The organism is Streptomyces sp. NPDC087428 (assembly GCF_044744085.1).
GTDB lineage: Bacteria > Actinomycetota > Actinomycetes > Streptomycetales > Streptomycetaceae > Streptomyces.
Map to the genome: position 1 here is coordinate 253,635 of NZ_JBIUXR010000002.1, position 17,796 is coordinate 271,430.

Consider the following 17,796-nt stretch of genomic DNA (forward strand, 5'->3'; position numbering starts at 1 on the left):
GTCATCGAGCTTAAGTCCTCTCCGGCGCGGCGGGCTACGGGCTGATCGTCGGCGGGTGGTCCGGGTCCGGCACCCGGTCGCTCCAGCCGCCCGGCACGCTGCGTCCCTGCTGTTCGCGGAAGCGGACCGGGGCGATGCCGACCCGGCGGGCGAACAGCCGGGAGAAGTACGCCGGATCGTCGTACCCGACGCGGCGGGCGACGGCCGCGACCGGCAGGTCGCTGGTGGCGAGGAGTTCCTTGGCGCGGCCGAGCCGGATGCCGAGGAGGTAGTCCTTCGGGCTGCACCCCGCACCGCGCCGGACGGCCGTGCGCAGTTCGGCGGGGGTCATGCCGTGCCGGGCGGCGTGCTCGGCGACGGAGAGCGGCTGGAACGCGTCGCGGGTCATGGCCTGGAGCACCGGGTCGCCGTCGGGGCTGACATCGGCGCGGGCCCGGCGCAGGGCGACGAGCAGTTCGTGGACGGCCGCGCCGGTCTCCACCTCCAGCAGCGGGTTCCCGCGCCGCGCCGCGCGTACCATCCGGCCGATGGCGGCCCGGGGTGCCGCCGTGTCGGACAGCGGGACGAGGGGGCGGTCCGGCTCGATGTAGCCGAGTTCGGTGTACGTGGTGGTGGCGGGGCCGGTGAAGTCGACGAAGCTCTCGTCCCAGCCGGTGGCCGGATCGGCTCCGTAGTGGTGCGGGGTGCCCGGGGTCAGCCAGATCAGGCTGGGCCCGGTGACCGGCACCCGCCGCCCGTCGGGCCCGGCGAACCATCCGCTGCCCGAGTTGATGACCACGGCGACGTGGTGGTCCAGGGTGCGGGGGCCGACGGTGGGCAGCGCGCCGTGCTGGAGCCCCACCCCGAGGCAGACCAGGCCGAGGCGGTGGTGGAGCGGGCTCGGGGTGAAGAAGCGCATCCAGGTGTGGTACATCGGCTTTCGCTCCCCGGTTCTCGCGTCGTGCGCCGACAGCGATGTGCTGCGTCCAAACAGCAATGATCTTTGTCCATGGACCGGCCGCACGCCAGGGGTGAGGCTGGGTCGCGACATTCCTCCCGAGTTCGACCGCTCCGTCGCACGGTGCCGCATTCCGCCGGTACCGGTTCGCGGGGCTGTGCGGCCGGGACCGCCCGCACAGGAGAGAACGAGCACGATGGCTGACTTCACGGTGGGCGACGACGACCACTTCTGGCTCGACGGGCGGCCCGTACGGCTGCTGTCGGGTGCCCTGCACTACTTCCGGGTGCACGAGGCGCAGTGGGATCACCGACTGTCGATGCTGCGGGCGATGGGCCTGAACTGTGTCGAGACGTACGTGCCGTGGAACCTCCACGAGCCGCGGCCGGGCCGGTTCCGGGACGTGGCGGCGCTCGGCCGCTTCCTGGACGCGGTGCGGCGGGCCGGCCTGTGGGCGATCGTCCGCCCCGGGCCGTACATCTGTGCGGAGTGGGAGAACGGCGGGCTGCCGGTCTGGGTGACCGGGCGGTTCGGGCGGCGGGTGCGGACCCGGGACGCCGCCTATCTGGACGCGGTACGGCGGTGGTTCGCCGAACTGCTGCCCCAGGTCGTGGAGCGGCAGATCGACCGCGGCGGCCCGGTGATCATGGTGCAGGCGGAGAACGAGTACGGCAGTTACGGCACCGATCAGGCCTATCTGCGGCAGGTGGCCGCGATGCTGGGCGAGTACGGCGTGAGCGTCCCGCTGTTCACCTCCGACGGTCCCGAGGACCACATGCTCACGGGCGGCTCCGTCCCCGGTCTGCTCGCCACGGCGAACTTCGGCTCGGGGGCGCGCGAGGCGTTCCGGGTGCTCCGGCGCCATCAGGACGCGGGGCCGCTGATGTGCATGGAGTTCTGGTGCGGCTGGTTCGAGCACTGGGGCGCCCCGCCGGTCGTACGCGATCCGGCGCACGCCGCGGAGGCGCTGCGGGAGATCCTGGAGTGCGGGGCGTCGGTCAACATCTACATGGCGCACGGCGGGACGAACTTCGGCGGCTGGGCGGGCGCCAACCGCGCGGGCCCGCTCCAGGACCAGGAGCTCCAGCCGACGGTGACGTCGTACGACTACGACGCGCCGGTCGACGAGTACGGGCGGCCCACGGAGAAGTTCTGGCTGTTCCGGAAGGTCCTCGCCGAGTACGCGGACGGGCCGCTGCCCGAGCTGCCGGCCGCGCCCGCCGCGCTCGCCGCTCCGCTGCGGGCCGCGCTGACCGGCTGGGCACCGCTCCAGGACGTCATGGAGGCGCTCGGCGACGAGGAGCAGCCGGAGTCCGGCGTTCCGCCCACGTTCGAGGAGCTGGGTGTCGACCGCGGCCTGGTGCGCTACCGGGTCGGCGTCCCGGGTCCCCGACAGCCGTACGCCCTGGGGGTGTCGGGGCTCCGGGACCGGGCGGTGGTGTACGTGGACGGTGTCCGCAAGGGCGTCCTGAGCGAGGAGGACAGCACCCTGGCCGAGCCGGTGGCCGGGCCCGCGGAGGTCGAGCTGTGGGTGGAGTCGCTGGGCCGGGTCAACTACGGGCCGCGGCTGGGCGAGGCCAAGGGGATCACCGGGGGCGTGCTGCACGAGCGCCAGTTCCTGCACGGTGTGCGGGCCCGTGCGCTGCGGCTCGACGCGTTCGAGGACGCGGCGGTGGCCGGCGTCCCGTTCGCCCCGCTCGACGGGTCCGGGCGCAGCGGTCTGTACCGGGGCTCCTTCGAGCTCGCGGACGCGGGCGGCACCGGGCACGCGGGGCTCGAACTGCCGGGCTGGACGCGCGGATTCGTCTGGGTGAACGGGTTCTGCCTCGGGCGGTACTGGTCGGCGGGCCCGCAGCGGACGCTGTACGTACCGGGTCCGGTACTGCGGGAGGGTGTCAACGAGGTGTGGGTGCTGGAGGTGGAGGACGCGGGCGCGCCGTACGCGGAGCTGGGGCCGGGTCTGCCCGTCCGCTCGTACACCGCTGCCGGGGCCGGGGCAGGCGCCCCGGAGGACGCCCGGGTCTGACGTCCGGCTTTCCGGGCCGCTCGGTGCCGCCCCGGCTACAGTGGGCCGGAGCCGAGCGGCAGGGACGGGGGTGAGGGCGTGAGCGACGGCCCCCACGGCAGCCCGGTGGTGCACGGCTTCCCGCACCTGGCCACCGTCCGGTCGGCGATCACCGCGCTGTACCGGCGGCTGTCGTACGACGGTGTCCACCGGTTCGCGCCGAGCCTCCTCCCCGCCGACGCGGCCTTCGCCGACACGGACGATCTGCATCTCGGCGCGCAGCGCGTGGCGCGGGCGATGGTGCAGCACCTGCGTCTGCCGGACGCCCGGATGGTCGTCGCGTTCCGTGCGATGGAGCATGCGGGAAGTGTCGAACTCGCGGCCGGGCCGGAGTACTTCATCGAGCTCAACGACCGGTTCCGCACCCACCGCAGGGACATCGGGGCCGCGCTGTCGCACGAGGTCATGCACGTGCTGCTGCACCGGCTCGGCCTGGAGTTCCCCGGGACCCGCGACAACGAGATCCTCACCGACACCGCGGCCGCCTATCTGGGTGCGGGCTGGCTGCTGCTGGACGCGTTCCGGGAGGACGCCACCTCCAGCCAGAAGCTCGGCTACCTCACCCCGGAGGAGTTCGGGTACGTACTGGCCAAGCGGGCACTCGCCTTCGACGAGGACCCCTCGCCGTGGTTCACCAGCCCGCAGGCCTACGCGGCGTACACGAAGGGGCGGGCGCAGGCCCTGCGCGAGGGCCTTCAGCCGCCGCTGACGGCGGCCGGCTGGGCGGGCCGGCGCCGGTACGCCAAGGACCGGCGGTACGCCCAGGAGCATCCCGGTGCGGGCGCGGCCCCCGGCCCCGAGCCCCCGTACACCTTCGAGAGCGGCCGGGACGGGCTCCGGGTCGCCTTCCCGTGCCCGACCTGCCATCAGCGCAACAGGGTTCCGGTGCGCGGCCGGGTGCGGGCCCGGTGCGCGCTGTGCCGCACGGTGCTGGACTGCACGACATGAGGCGCCGCCGCCCGCAACGGGCCCTGGCGTGAAAGGTATTACAGTCGAAATGTGACAGAAGACCCGATGGCGGAGGCGGCGGCGGACGGGCTGAGCCTGTTCGACGCGCTGTACGAGGGCGAGGACGCCGTCGTACGGCTGCTCCGCGCCGGTGCGCCCGCCGAGTCGTCGGACCAGGACGGTGCGAGTCCGCTCTACCTGGCGGCGGTCTCCGACCGGCCGGGCGTGGTGCGGCTGCTCCTCGCCGCGGGCGCCGATCCGGACCGGGCCTGCGGACCGGAGTCGGGCGATCTGCCGATCTGCGGGGCGGCGTGCGGCGGTCACACCGAGGTGGTCGAGGCGCTGCTGTCCGCCGGGGCCCAGCCGGATCTGCGTGAGCAGTTCGGGTTCACGGCGCTGCGCTGGGCGGTGGGGCTCGGCCACGCGCGGACCGCGCGGACGCTGCTCGCCCACGGCGCCGACCCCTGCCTGCCGGGACCGGAGGGCGAGGCGCCCCTCCTCCTGGCCGCCCGCCGGGGCTCCCTGGAGACGGTACGGGCGCTGCTGCGCCACGGCGCGGGAGCACCGGACGGGGCGCTGGAGGAGGCTCTCGCGGAGGCGCGGCGCCTGGGGGAGGTGAACCTGGAGCGGGAGCTGCGCGACGGGCTGCTGGACGCCTACGGGGAGTCGGAGGAGCACCAGGTCTGCGTGCACCGTGCCGTGGTCGACGGCGGGGAGACGCTGACCGTCGAACTGGTGCGGAACGGGGAGCCGTTCGCGGGCCGGGACCAGCAGACGGGGCACGGCGCCATCGCCACGCTCCTGGAGACCGAGCTGGGGCTCCTGGCCTCGTTCGAGGAGCTGGCGCGGCGGGCGCTGCGATCCGGGAACCCGGACCTGGACAACTGGCGCGCGTCGGCGCAGGCGCTGCGCGAGCGCGGCGACGAGGAGACCCGGCAGGCGGCGGCCGCGTGGTGCGCGGCAGGTGATCCCCTGCGCCGGGCGTTCGGCGCGGACGTCCTGGCGCGGCTCGGGCACCCCGGGGCCTGAGAAAAGCCCGTCCGGCGTCCGAGGACGGAAGCGGCGCTCGGGCGAACCCGGCTGACGCTCCGTCCTCGATCGCCGGACGGGCTGGAGTGGCTTGTGTGCACCGCCCGGAAGCTCCGGACGGGCTCAGGTCAACGGCTACGCCGCGCGACGCCCCCGCGCGGGCGCACTACCGCGGCCGGAGCCACCGGAGCCGCCGGCGCGACCCGCGCCCTGCGCACCGGCGCCGCCGGCGCCGCCCGCACCGCCGCCGCGTCGGCCGCGCCCACGCGTGCCCGAGCGGAAACCGCCACCGGCGCCCGCACCGGACCCCGTGCCGCCGGGCCGCGTGCGCGGCTTCGGCTGGGTCGGCTGCGGGACCTCGACGACGATGGCGACGCCCGACGGCTCGCGCGCCCCGGTGATCCGGGTGAGCTCCTCGTCGCTGGACTTGATGCGGGTGGTGTGCGGCGCGATGCCCGCGTCCTGCATCAGCCGGGTCATCTCCCGCTTCTCCTCGGGCAGCACCAGCGTGACGACGCTGCCGGACTCCCCGGCGCGCGCCGTGCGCCCGCCGCGGTGGAGGTAGTCCTTGTGGTCGGTGGGCGGGTCCACGTTGACGACCAGGTCGAGGTCGTCGACGTGGATGCCGCGCGCCGCCACGTTCGTCGCGACGAGTGCGGTGACCTGGCCGTTCTTGAACTGGTCCAGGGTCCGGTTGCGCTGCGGCTGCGAGCGGCCGCCGTGCAGGGCGGCGGCCCGTACACCGCTGGCGAGCAGCCGCTTGGCGAAGCGGTCGGCGGCACGCTTGGTGTCGACGAACATGATCACCCGGCCCTCGCGGGCGGCGATCTTCGTGGCGACGGCCTTCTTGTCGGTCTCGTCGAGCACATGGAGCACGTGGTGCTCCATGGTGGTGACCGCGCCCGCGGACGGGTCGACCGAGTGCACGACGGGGTCGGTCAGGAACATCTTGACCAGCCGGTCGATGTTCTTGTCCAGGGTCGCGGAGAAGAGCATCCGCTGCCCGTCCGGCTCGACCTGCTTGAGCAGGGCGACGACCTGCGGCATGAAGCCCATGTCGGCCATCTGGTCGGCCTCGTCGAGGACGGTGATGGCGACCTGGTCGAGGCGGCAGTCGCCGCGCTCGATGAGGTCCTTGAGCCGGCCCGGCGTGGCGACGAGTACCTCGGCGCCGCGGCGCAGGGTGCCGGACTGCTTGCTGATCGACATCCCTCCGACGACGGTCGCCATCCGCAGGTTGACGGACGTCGCGTACGGCGTCAGTGCGTCGGTGACCTGCTGGGCGAGCTCGCGGGTCGGGACGAGGACGAGGACGAGCGGCGCCTTCGGCTCGGAGCGGCGTCCGGCGGTGCGGGCCAGCAGCGCGAGGCCGAAGGCGAGGGTCTTGCCGGAGCCGGTGCGGCCGCGGCCGAGGATGTCCCGGCCGGCGAGCGAGTTCGGCAGGGTGGCGCCCTGGATCGGGAACGGGTCGGTGACGCCCTGCGCGGCAAGGGTTTTCAGCAGGGCGGCGGGCATGTCCAGCTCGGCGAACGCCTCGACGGCGGGCAGTGCGGGGGTCATGGTTTCGGGCAGGGCGAACTCACCCTGCGGCGGCGTTGCCTTGCGACGCGGCGACGCCTTGCCGGATCCCTTGCCGGAACCCTGTGCGGTTGCCTTTGCCTGGGCCGTGCCACGCCCCCTCGACGGGCGATTGCGGGCGGGACGGTCCTGACGTTCGGAGCGGGTCATACGGAATTGCCCTCCTGGGGATTCCTGGGAACTACGTGGGAATGCTGGGACGTGGCCGGGGCCTGCGCGGAATGCGGACTGCGGCACGCGGTGCGCGGGGGCCCGGAACACCCGGGGTGCTTCGTAGCACCCGGTGCGGGGCGCTCGGAGGCGCCCGGAACTTCCGTACTTCCCAGGGACAGCACAAGCCGGGGCCCGCACCTTCACGGTGCGGGCCCCGGCTGCGAGGTACGCGTCCGGCAATTAGGCCGGGACGATGTTCTCCGCCTGCGGGCCCTTCTGGCCCTGCGTGACGTCGAAGGAGACCTTCTGGCCCTCCTGGAGCTCACGGAAGCCCTGGGTGGCGATGTTCGAGTAGTGGGCGAAGACGTCAGCGCCGCCGCCGTCCTGCTCGATGAAGCCGAAGCCCTTTTCCGAGTTGAACCACTTCACGGTTCCAGTAGCCATGTCATTCTCCTAAAACAGGTGCAGTGCCGGAAATCCGCACTTTACGAATTCCAAGTCGCCGCATTGAGCCCCACCCGGAGAAAGCCGGAAAACATTAAAGCGCCTGAGGAAGCATTCCCGTCAGGCGCACATAAAGTTCATGGGTACCAAAACTGCAACCGGACCACCGTAGCACGATCTGCCGACCGGCGGTGGGACACGCCACGCCGCCGGCCGGCTGTGGTCCGGGTGAACCCTTGGGGCACAAGGGCCGGAGCCGTTCGAAGATCGTCCGAGACCGGTCCTGGACACGGTTGACTCAGTCGCGCAGGGCGATCCCGTCCAGGACCATCGACAGGTACTGGCGGGCGATCTCCTCGGGGCTGTGCTGTCCGCCCGGCCGGTACCAGGAGGCGGCGACCCAGACCGTGTCGCGGACGAACCGGTAGGTGAGGCGGATGTCGAGGTCGGCGCGGAAGACCCGGTCGGCGACGCCGCGCTCCAGGGTGCCGAGCCAGGCCTTCTCGAACTTCTGCTGGGAGTCGACGAGGTACCGGAACCTCGGCTGGGCCGCCAGGTGCTGGGACTCCTTCTGGTAGATGGCGACGGCGGCACGGTGCCGGTCGATCTCGCGGAAGGACTCGGTGACGAGGGCCCCGATGGTCTCCCTGGGGCCGAGCCCGGCGTCGAGCACGGCGTCGTACCCCTCCCAGAGCTCGTTCAGGAAGGTGGAGAGGATCTCGTCGACCATCGATTCCTTGGAGTCGAAGTGGTAGTAGAGGCTGCCCGCGAGCATTCCGGCCGCGTCCGCGATCCGGCGGACGGTCGTGGCGTTGTATCCCTGCGCGGCGAACACCTCGGCGGCGGTGGCGAGCAGTTCGCCGCGCCGCTCGGGGGAAGGCGTCGCCTGTGGCTTCTTCTTGGTAGGCACCCGCCCATTCTCCGCCCGGCCGCCTCCCCCGCCGTCCTGCGGCCGCGGAGGCGCCCTGCCGGGGCCGTCAGGAGGTCTCGGCCAGGGAGCCGTCGTCGTTGCCCCTGCGGAAGGAGCGCAGCGGGCGGCCGGGGCGCCAGACCTGGATGACCAGGGTGTCGCCGCCCTCGATGCCGGTGCGCACCACCTCGGTCAGCTCGATCCGGAAGAGGTGGAAGGGTTCCGGCGGCTTCACCTCGTCGACGAAGCGGGCCAGCACGGCGGGGTCGCTCACCTCCACCGCCCGTCCGGAGATCCGGACGTCCCCGTCGGCCATCTCGGCGTCGGGGCCGGGGTTGGCCTGCACGGCGAAGCGGGGGTCGCGGCGCAGGTCCAGCGCCTTGCGGGAGTTCGGCATCATGCCGAGGAACGGCTCGCCGAGCCGGAACTCCACTTCGAGGCCGGTCACCCGGGGCGAGCCGTCCTGGCGGAGGGTCGCCAGGACGTGGTGCTTGTACTGCTGGAAGCGCTGGCGCACGGTGTCGGCGAAGTCGGGCTCCGCGGTCCGGAAATCTGCCCAGGAGTTCGATGTCATGCGTTCATCGAACTCCGTATTCCCGACATCTCCTGTCCGGTTTCCTCCCCGGCTGTCGCGGACCACCCGTTCGGATCCCGTCCGGCGCTGTCGCTACCGGCTGCCCGGCCCGTGTCCGGTGAGCGTGATCAGCGCCGCGTATCCGTGTGTCCGCAGCACGCACGGCGCCCGGCCGTGCAGCAGCACCGCGTCGTGGCGGCCGAGCACGGTGTCCGTACCGTCGATGACGGCGCCGTCCTCCAGCGCCACGGCCAGCGCCGTTCCGCCCTCGGGCGCCATCAGCCGCAGGGTGCCGCGTACGACCGCCACCTCGGCCCGCGTACGGTCCCTGCGGTACATCACGTTGAGGTTGACGACCGGGCCCGCCAGCAGCCGTCCGTCGGTCTCCACGTCGCCCGGGAAGTCGTGCGGCCAGTACGGCTCGTCGACGATGTGGTGCTCGCCGTCCACCATGAGGTCCATCCCGGCGCCCTCCACCACGGTCAGGGTGCGGTCGGTGCCGGGGAACACGGAGAACGGCCCGTCCCCGGTCACGTCCGCCAGGCTGACCCGCCAGTCGAAGGCGCCGGATGCCGCGCCGGACGCGGCGATCTCGCGGGTGACTCCCCCGCCGTTCTTCCAGGGCGCGGCCACCCGGGCGGCCGCGCGCAGGATCCTGAACGCCTCGGAGGTCATGCGGATGCTCCAGTCTCGACGGGGTCGGGGCCTCCGAGCCTAAGCCCGGCCGGTCCGTACCCCCCGGGGTTCGCTATCTTGATCGCCGCCGCCCCCCACCGGCCGCTCTTGCCCGTTCACCGATGAAGGAGCCGGCCATGGAGGCCGCCATCACCACGTGCTTTCGCCATCCCTCGTACGAGACGTATGTGAGCTGTACCCGCTGTGAGCGCTTCATCTGCCCGGACTGCATGCGCGAGGCCGCGGTCGGCCACCACTGCGTGGAGTGCGTGAAGGAGGGGCGGCGTTCGGTCCGGCAGGCGCGGACGGTCTTCGGCGGGACGGTGGCCCGGAGCACGGTGCCGCTCGTCACCTATGCGCTGATGGGCCTGAACGTCCTGGTGTATCTGGTCGAGCTGGTGCGCCCGGGGATCGTCGACCGGTTCGGGATGACGGGTGCGGGGCTGGCCGGTCCGGACGGCAGCCAGTACGTCTACGTGACCGGCGGCTTCCCCGGCCTCCAGGTGACCGGGGTGGTGGACGGCGAGTGGTACCGGCTGCTGACCAGCGCCTTCCTGCATCTGCCACCCGGCGATTCCGCCCTCGGCTCGGTGCCGTTCGGGGTACTTCACATCGCGTTCAACATGTACGCGCTGTGGAACCTGGGCCGGGTCGTCGAGGAGCAGCTGGGGCGGGCCCGCTATCTCGCGCTGTACCTGCTGTCCGCGCTGGGCGGTTCGGTGCTGGTGTACCTGATCGCGCCGCTGGACACCGCGGTGGGCGCCTCCGGTGCGGTCTTCGGGCTCGCGGCGGCGTTCTACGTCATCAACCGGCGGCTGGACCGGGACATGCACGCGGTGAACAGGTTCCTGGCCGGGTTCCTGGTCTGGATGGTGATCTCGGCGGGCTTCACCTCGTGGCAGGGGCATCTGGGCGGGCTGCTGACCGGTGCGTCGGTGACGGTCGTCTACGCGTACGCCCCGGCCGAGCGCCGTACGGCGGTCCAGGCCGCCGGGTGCGTGGTGCTGTTCGCCGTGCTGATGCTGCTGGTGGTCCTCAAGACGTCGGCGCTGACGGGCTGAGCCCGGTGTGCGCCTGCCCCGGGACGCGCCACGGCGCCTGCCGAATCGTCCGGTCGGGGACGGGCAGGCGCCGCGTTCAGTTCCGTACGCCGTTGTACGGGACGTCTGGTGTGCCGTGATCAGACCATCATGGAACGGTCCGTCGGGCGGATCGGGGCCGGCAGTGCGCTGGCCCCGGTGAGGAAGCGGTCCACGCCGCGTGCCGCGGAGCGGCCCTCGGCGATGGCCCACACGATGAGGGACTGACCTCGGCCGGCGTCACCGGCGACGAAGACGCCGTTGACGTTGGTGGCGTAGTCGTCGTCGCGGGCCACATTACCGCGTGCGTCGAGTTCCAGGCCGAACTGCTGGACCAGGCCGTTGGCCTGGTCGGTGCCGGTGAAGCCCATGGCGAGGGTGACCAGCTGCGCGGGGATCGTCCGCTCGGTGCCGGTCTTCTGCACCGGCCTGCCGTCCTTGAACTCCACCTCGATGAGGTGGAGCGACTGGACGTTGCCGTCCTCGTCGCCCTCGAAGTGGGTGGTGGAGACGGAGTAGATCCGCTCGCCGCCCTCCTCGTGCGCGGAGGTGACCTTGTAGAGCATCGGGAAGGTCGGCCAGGGCTGGCCGGCGCTCCGGTCCTCGCCCGGCCTGGGCATGATCTCCAGCTGGGTGACGGAGAGCGCGCCCTGCCGGTGGGCGGTGCCGACGCAGTCCGCGCCGGTGTCGCCGCCGCCGATGACGACGACGTGCTTGCCCTCGGCGGTGATCGGGGAGACCGTCAGGTCGCCCTCCTGCACCTTGTTGGCGAGCGGCAGGTACTCCATCGCGAAGTGCACACCGTTGAGCTCGCGGCCCGGGACGGGAAGGTCGCGGGAGACGGTGGCACCGGCGGCGATGACGACGGCGTCGTAGCGTCGGCGCAGCTTGGCGGCGTCGACGTCCGTGCCGACCTCCACCTCGGTGCGGAACTTGGTGCCCTCGGCGCGCATCTGCTCGATGCGGCGGTTGATGTGCGACTTCTCCATCTTGAACTCGGGGATGCCGTACCGGAGGAGGCCCCCGATGCGGTCCGCGCGCTCGTAGACGGCGACCGTGTGGCCGGCCCGGGTCAGCTGCTGGGCGGCGGCGAGTCCGGCGGGGCCGGAGCCGATGACGGCCACGGTCTTGCCGGAGAGGCGCTCGGGCGGCTGCGGGGTGACGTCGCCGCGGTCCCACGCCTGGTCGATGATGGAGACTTCGACGTTCTTGATGGTGACGGCCGGCTGGTTGATGCCGAGCACACACGCCGACTCGCACGGGGCTGGGCAGAGCCGCCCGGTGAACTCCGGGAAGTTGTTCGTGGCGTGCAGCCGCTCGGACGCGGCCGTCCAGTCCTCGCGGTAGGCGTAGTCGTTCCACTCGGGGATGAGGTTTCCGAGCGGGCAGCCCTGGTGGCAGAACGGGATGCCGCAGTCCATGCAGCGGCCGGCCTGCTTGCTGATGATCGGGAGCAGCGAGCCGGGAACGTAGACCTCGTTCCAGTCCTTGACGCGCTCGTCGACGGGGCGGGTCTCGGCGACCTCGCGGCCGGTGGTCAGGAAGCCCTTGGGGTCAGCCATTGGTCGCCGCCTCCATCATCTTCTCGGTGGTCTCCTGCTCGGAGAGACCGGCGAGCTCAGCGGCGTCCTTGGCGGCGAGCACTGCCTTGTAGGTGGACGGGATGATCTTGCTGAAGCGGGCCACCGCGGTGTCCCACTCGGCGAGGAGCTTCTCGGCGACCGTGGATCCGGTCTCCTCCTGGTGGCGGCGCACAGCGTCGTGCAGCCACTGCCGGTCGGTGTCGGAGAGTTCCTCGACCGCGCCGAGGTTCCCGACGTTGACGTGGTCGCGCTTGAGGTCGATGACGTACGCGACGCCGCCCGACATGCCGGCCGCGAAGTTGCGTCCGGTCTCGCCGAGGACGACGGCGTGTCCGCCGGTCATGTACTCGCAGCCGTGGTCGCCCACGCCTTCGGAGACGACCGTGGCGCCGGAGTTGCGGACGCAGAACCGCTCGCCGGTGCGGCCGCGCAGGAACAGCTCGCCGCCGGTGGCGCCGTAGGCGATGGTGTTGCCCGCGATGGTGGAGTACTCGGCGAGGTGGTCGGCGCCGCGGTCCGGGCGGACGACGACGCGGCCGCCGGAGAGGCCCTTGCCGACGTAGTCGTTGGCGTCGCCCTCCAGGCGCAGTGTCACACCGCTGGGGAGGAAGGCGCCGAAGGACTGGCCGGCGGAGCCGGTGAAGGTGATGTCGATGGTGTCCTCGGGCAGGCCCGCACCGCCGAACTTCTTCGTGACCTCGTGGCCGAGCATGGTGCCGACGGTCCGGTTGATGTTGCGGATCGCGATCTGCGCGCGGACCGGCTGGGCGGTCTCGGCGCTGTCGGCCTTCAGGGCGTCGGCGGCGAGCTTGATCAGCTCGTTGTCGAGGGCCTTGGCCAGGCCGTGGTCCTGCTCGGCGATCTGGTGGCGGACGGCGCCCTCGGCCAGCTCGGGGACGTGGAACAGCGGGGCGAGGTCGAGGCCCTGGGCCTTCCAGTGCGTGATCGCACGGTCGGTGTCGAGCAGCTCGGCGTGGCCGACGGCCTCTTCGATCGTACGGAAGCCGAGCTCGGCGAGGATCTCGCGGACTTCCTGGGCGATGAACTCGAAGAAGTTGACGATGTACTCGGCCTTGCCGGAGAACCGGTCCCGCAGGACCGGGTTCTGCGTGGCGATGCCGACCGGGCAGGTGTCCAGGTGGCAGACGCGCATCATGACGCAGCCGGAGACGACGAGCGGCGCGGTCGCGAAACCGAACTCCTCCGCGCCCAGCAGTGCGGCGATGACGACGTCGCGGCCGGTCTTGAGCTGGCCGTCGGTCTGCACGACGATGCGGTCGCGCAGTCCGTTGAGCAGCAGCGTCTGCTGGGTCTCGGCGAGGCCGAGCTCCCAGGGGCCGCCGGCGTGCTTCAGCGAGGTGAGCGGGGAGGCGCCCGTTCCGCCGTCGTGGCCGGAGATGAGGACGACGTCGGCGTGTGCCTTGGAGACACCGGCGGCGACCGTGCCGACGCCGACCTCGGAGACCAGCTTCACGTGGATGCGGGCCGCCGGGTTGGCGTTCTTGAGGTCGTGGATCAGCTGAGCCAGGTCCTCGATGGAGTAGATGTCGTGGTGCGGCGGCGGGGAGATCAGGCCGACGCCCGGGGTGGAGTGCCGAGTCTTGGCGACCCACGGGTAGACCTTGTGGCCGGGCAGCTGGCCGCCCTCGCCGGGCTTGGCGCCCTGCGCCATCTTGATCTGGATGTCGTCCGCGTTGACCAGGTACTCGCTGGTGACACCGAAGCGGCCGGAGGCGACCTGCTTGATGGAGGAGCGGCGCGCCGGGTCGTAGAGCCGGTCGGCGTCCTCGCCGCCCTCACCGGTGTTGGACTTGCCGCCCAGCTGGTTCATGGCGATGGCGAGGGTCTCGTGCGCCTCGCGGGAGATCGAGCCGTAGGACATGGCGCCGGTGGAGAAGCGCTTGACGAGGTCGGAGACGGACTCGACCTCTTCGATGTCGATGGCCTCGCGGTCCGAGGTGAAGCCGAACAGGCCGCGGAGCGTCATCAGCCGCTCGGACTGCTCGTTCACCCGGTCCGTGTACTGCTTGAAGATGTCGTAGCGCCGGTTGCGGGTGGCGTGCTGGAGGCGGAAGACCGTCTCCGGGTCGAACAGGTGCGGTTCGCCCTCGCGGCGCCACTGGTACTCGCCGCCGATCTCCAGCGCGCGGTGCGAGGCGGAGATGCCGGTGGCGGGGTAGCCCTTGGCGTGCCGGGCGGCGACCTCCTTGGCGACGACGTCGAGCCCGGCGCCGCCGATCTTGGTGGCGGTGCCGTTGAAGTACTGGGCGACGAAGTCCTCGTTCAGGCCGACGGCCTCGAAGACCTGGGCGCCTCGGTAGGAGGCGACGGTGGAGATGCCCATCTTGGACATCACCTTCAGGACGCCCTTGCCCAGCGCGTAGATGAGGTTGCGGATGGCCTGCTCGGCGTCGATGCCCTCGATGAAGGTGCCGGCCCTGACCAGGTCCTCGACGGACTCCATGGCCAGGTACGGGTTGACCGCGGCGGCGCCGAAGCCGATCAGCAGCGCGACGTGGTGGACCTCGCGGACGTCACCGGCCTCGACCAGCAGACCGACCTGGGTGCGCTGCTTGGTGCGGATGAGGTGGTGGTGGACGGCCGAGGTGAGCAGCAGCGACGGGATCGGCGCGTGCTCGGCGTCGGAGTGCCGGTCGGACAGGACGACCAGGCGGGCGCCGTCCTCGATGGCGGCGTCGACCTCGCCGCAGATCTCCTCGATCCGCGCGGCCAGCGCCTCGCCGCCGCCGCCGACCCGGTAGAGACCGGAGAGAGTGGCGGCCTTCATGCCCGGCATGTCGCCGTCGGCGTTGATGTGTATGAGCTTGGCCAGCTCGTCGTTGTCGATCACCGGGAACGGCAGCGTGACGCTGCGGCACGCGGCGGCGGTCGGCTCCAGGATGTTGCCGGCCGGGCCGAGCGTGGAGCGCAGCGAGGTGACGAGCTCCTCGCGGATGGCGTCCAGCGGCGGGTTGGTGACCTGCGCGAACAGCTGGGTGAAGTAGTCGAAGAGCAGCCGGGGGCGGGCGGACAGCGCGGCGATCGGCGAGTCCGTGCCCATGGAGCCGAGCGGCTCGCCGGCCGTGCGGGCCATCGGGGCGAGGATGACGCGGAGTTCTTCCTCGGTGTAGCCGAAGGTCTGCTGGCGGCGGGTGACGGAGGCGTGCGTGTGCACGATGTGCTCCCGCTCGGGGAGGTCCTCCAGCCCGATCTCGCCGGTCTCCAGCCACTCCTGGTAGGGCTGCTCGGCGGCGAGGGACGCCTTGATCTCGTCGTCCTCGATGATGCGGTGCTCCGCGGTGTCGACGAGGAACATCTTGCCGGGCTGGAGGCGGCCCTTGCGGACGACCTTGGCGGGGTCGATGTCCAGGACGCCGACCTCGGAGGAGAGCACGACGAGGCCGTCGTCGGTGACCCAGTAGCGGCCGGGGCGCAGGCCGTTGCGGTCGAGGACCGCGCCGACCTGGACGCCGTCGGTGAAGGTGACGCAGGCCGGGCCGTCCCAGGGCTCCATCATCGTGGCGTGGTACTGGTAGAAGGCGCGCCGGGCCGGGTCCATGGAGTCGTGGTTCTCCCACGCCTCGGGGACCATCATCAGCACCGAGTGCGGCAGCGAGCGGCCGCCGAGGTGGAGCAGCTCCAGGACCTCGTCGAAGGAGGCGGAGTCGGAGGCGTCCGGGGTGCAGACGGGGAAGATCCGGTCCAGCCGCTCCTTGCCGAAGAGGCCGGAGGCGAGCTGGGACTCGCGGGCCTTCATCCAGTTGCGGTTGCCCTTGACCGTGTTGATCTCGCCGTTGTGCGCGACGAAGCGGTACGGGTGGGCGAGCGGCCAGCTCGGGAAGGTGTTGGTGGAGAAGCGCGAGTGGACCAGCGCGACCGTGGTGGCGAACCGGTCGTCGGAGAGGTCCGGGAAGAACGGCTCCAGCTGCCCGGTGGTGAGCATTCCCTTGTAGACGATCGTGCGGGCGGAGAGCGACGGGAAGTAGACCCCGGTCTCACGCTCGGCGCGCTTGCGCAGCACGAAGGCCTTGCGGTCCAGGACGATCCCGGTGCTCTCGCCGTCCGCGACGAAGAGCTGACGGAACTCGGGCATGGTGGCGCGGGCGCCCTTGCCGAGGATGTCGGGGGTGACCGGGACGTCGCGCCAGCCGAGGACCTTCAGGCCCTCCTCGGCGGCGATCTTCTCCAGGCCCCGGACGGCCGTCGTGGAGTCGTCCGCGGGCAGGAACGCGATGCCGACGGCGTAGGCACCGGCCTCGGGGAGGTCGAAGGGGACCTCCGCGCGCAGGAAGGCGTCCGGTACCTGGAGCAGGATTCCGGCACCGTCACCGGAGTCGGGCTCGGATCCGGTGGCGCCGCGGTGTTCGAGATTGCGCAGTACGGTCAGCGCCTGCTCTACCAGCTCGTGGCCGGCCACACCGGTCAGAGTGGCCACGAACCCGACGCCACAGGCGTCGTGCTCGTTGCGGGGGTCGTACATCCCCTGCTGGGCGGGGCGACCGTCCATGGGCGACCAGGCGTCGGTGCGCATCGGCTCTCCCGTCGTCGTCGTGGCATATGAACAGCCGAGGGACGACTCTGGCCCTCTGCGAAATTTCGTGCAGATTACATGATGGGACGCTTCTCAAGAAGCGGATAGCTTGTTCCAACATACGGACACCGCTGATGGCGGTGGAGGGGGTCGCAGTCGGAGGATCGGCGCCCGGGAGACCGCAGAGAGCAGGCGTCGTTGCCTGCGGTGTCTACGGCTCATGCCCGGCGGCAGCGGAAACGAAACCGCCGGGTAACGACTACTTATGTGCAGCCCTGCATAGAGTCTCATTTTACGTCGCGCCTGGCCGTCCCGCCCAGTGGCGGGCGCCAAGACGTACGTCACACGGATGGCGCACACGTGACGGGCCGGGATCGAGTTCCGATCCCGGCCCATGACACGGGGGGGCGCACCCCCGGAGCGGCTCAGCCTCCGACGGCGACGCCGAACAGCATGCCGAGACCGTAGGTGAGCGCGGCCGCCGTACCGCCGAGCACCAGCTGGCGCAGTCCGCTGAACCACCAGCTGCGGGCCGTGACCCGGGCCACCACCGCGCCGCAGCCGAAGAGGCCGATCAGGGCGAGCAGCACGGCCGGCCACAGCGCGTTCGCGCCGAGCAGGTACGGCAGCAGGGGCAGCAGGGCACCCAGCGCGAAAGCGCCGAAGGAGGACACGGCGGCGACGAGCGGCGAGGGCAGGTCGCCCGGGTCGATGCCGAGCTCCTCGCGGGCGTGGATCTCCAGGGCCTGCTCCGGGTCGCGCGACAGCTGCCGGGCGACCTCGCGGGCGAGGCCGGCCTCGACCCCCCGGGACTCGTAGAGCTCGGCGAGCTCCCGCTCCTCGTCCAGCGGGTGCTTGCGCAACTCCCGTCGCTCCACGTCCAGTTCGGCTTCCACCAACTCGCGCTGCGAGGCGACGGAGGTGTACTCGCCGGCCGCCATGGAGAAGGCGCCCGCGGCCAGACCGGCCAGTCCGGTGATCACGATCGTCCGGTGCGAGACCGCGCCGCCCGCGACACCGGTCATCAGGGCGAGGTTCGAGACGAGACCGTCCATGGCGCCGAACACCGCCGGCCGCAGCCAGCCACCGTTCACATCCCGGTGGGTGTGGTTGTCCCGGTGCGCCTCGTGCAGTACGGCGTCGGTCTCGATGATGGACACAGCTCTCCCCTTACTCCGGCAGCGGGTCCCACCCGCTCCGGCCCCGCTCGACACCATCGAAAGTACGCACGAAAAATGGCCCCCGCCAGCAAGGCAGGCCGTACTTACCACTGTCCGTGACCAGGTAGGT

General features: G+C 71.7%; 13 protein-coding genes. 4 read left to right on the top strand and 9 right to left on the bottom strand.

The window, feature by feature from the left end:
• Positions 1–34: 34 nt before the first annotated feature.
• Positions 35–913, bottom strand: coding sequence for a helix-turn-helix domain-containing protein (locus ACIO3R_RS04895; protein ID WP_385041094.1), 879 nt, complete (start codon positions 911–913; stop codon positions 35–37).
• Between the two features lie 220 nt (positions 914–1,133).
• Here ACIO3R_RS04895 and ACIO3R_RS04900 point away from each other — a divergent pair, with 220 nt between their 5' ends.
• The 3 genes from ACIO3R_RS04900 (at position 1,134) to ACIO3R_RS04910 (ending at position 4,979) form a co-directional block, all read left to right on the top strand.
• Positions 1,134–2,963 carry a beta-galactosidase gene (locus ACIO3R_RS04900; protein ID WP_385041091.1) on the top strand — a complete coding sequence of 610 codons (1,830 nt, stop codon included), beginning with the start codon at positions 1,134–1,136 and terminating at the stop codon, positions 2,961–2,963.
• A 78-nt stretch (positions 2,964–3,041) separates the two neighbouring features.
• A complete protein-coding gene (locus ACIO3R_RS04905) occupies positions 3,042–3,950 on the top strand; it encodes a hypothetical protein (RefSeq protein WP_402103374.1) in 909 nt (302 codons plus the stop codon).
• A 51-nt stretch (positions 3,951–4,001) separates the two neighbouring features.
• Positions 4,002–4,979, top strand: coding sequence for an ankyrin repeat domain-containing protein (locus tag ACIO3R_RS04910; protein ID WP_402103379.1), 978 nt, complete (start codon positions 4,002–4,004; stop codon positions 4,977–4,979).
• Positions 4,980–5,114: 135 nt separating this feature from the next.
• On the opposite strand, the gene ACIO3R_RS04915 is transcribed toward ACIO3R_RS04910, so the two are convergent.
• The 5 genes from ACIO3R_RS04915 to ACIO3R_RS04935 all read right to left on the bottom strand — a co-directional run bounded on the left by ACIO3R_RS04915 (position 5,115) and on the right by ACIO3R_RS04935 (position 9,313).
• Entirely contained in the window at positions 5,115–6,707 is a 1,593-nt protein-coding gene (locus tag ACIO3R_RS04915) for a DEAD/DEAH box helicase (protein WP_402103381.1), read from the bottom strand.
• A 243-nt stretch (positions 6,708–6,950) separates the two neighbouring features.
• Complete coding sequence (locus ACIO3R_RS04920; protein ID WP_015607926.1) at positions 6,951–7,154, bottom strand: cold-shock protein; 204 nt, start codon at positions 7,152–7,154, stop codon at positions 6,951–6,953.
• Between the two features lie 298 nt (positions 7,155–7,452).
• On the bottom strand, positions 7,453–8,064 hold the full coding sequence (locus ACIO3R_RS04925; protein WP_385353183.1) for a TetR/AcrR family transcriptional regulator: 612 nt from the start codon (positions 8,062–8,064) through the stop codon (positions 7,453–7,455).
• Positions 8,065–8,131: 67 nt separating this feature from the next.
• Positions 8,132–8,638, bottom strand: a complete 507-nt coding sequence (locus tag ACIO3R_RS04930) for a pyridoxamine 5'-phosphate oxidase family protein (protein WP_385037893.1) — start codon at positions 8,636–8,638, stop codon at positions 8,132–8,134.
• A gap of 93 nt (positions 8,639–8,731) precedes the next feature.
• On the bottom strand, positions 8,732–9,313 hold the full coding sequence (locus ACIO3R_RS04935; protein WP_385037896.1) for a HutD family protein: 582 nt from the start codon (positions 9,311–9,313) through the stop codon (positions 8,732–8,734).
• 137 nt (positions 9,314–9,450) lie between these two features.
• On the opposite strand from ACIO3R_RS04935, the gene ACIO3R_RS04940 reads away from it, so the two are divergent.
• Complete coding sequence (locus ACIO3R_RS04940; RefSeq protein ID WP_402103385.1) at positions 9,451–10,374, top strand: rhomboid family intramembrane serine protease; 924 nt, start codon at positions 9,451–9,453, stop codon at positions 10,372–10,374.
• 119 nt (positions 10,375–10,493) lie between these two features.
• Here ACIO3R_RS04940 and ACIO3R_RS04945 read toward each other — a convergent pair whose 3' ends face one another.
• From ACIO3R_RS04945 to ACIO3R_RS04955, 3 genes are all read right to left on the bottom strand, one after another.
• Positions 10,494–11,954: a glutamate synthase subunit beta gene (locus ACIO3R_RS04945; RefSeq protein WP_385037902.1), complete on the bottom strand. Its 1,461-nt coding sequence runs from the start codon at positions 11,952–11,954 to the stop codon at positions 10,494–10,496.
• A complete protein-coding gene (gene gltB, locus ACIO3R_RS04950; RefSeq protein ID WP_402103387.1) occupies positions 11,947–16,506 on the bottom strand; it encodes a glutamate synthase large subunit in 4,560 nt (1,519 codons plus the stop codon). Before gltB ends, ACIO3R_RS04945 begins: the two co-directional genes overlap by 8 nt.
• 425 nt (positions 16,507–16,931) lie before the next feature.
• Positions 16,932–17,666 (bottom strand): VIT1/CCC1 transporter family protein, encoded by a 735-nt coding sequence (locus tag ACIO3R_RS04955; RefSeq protein ID WP_363021430.1) that lies wholly within the window; start codon positions 17,664–17,666, stop codon positions 16,932–16,934.
• Positions 17,667–17,796 lie beyond the last annotated feature (130 nt).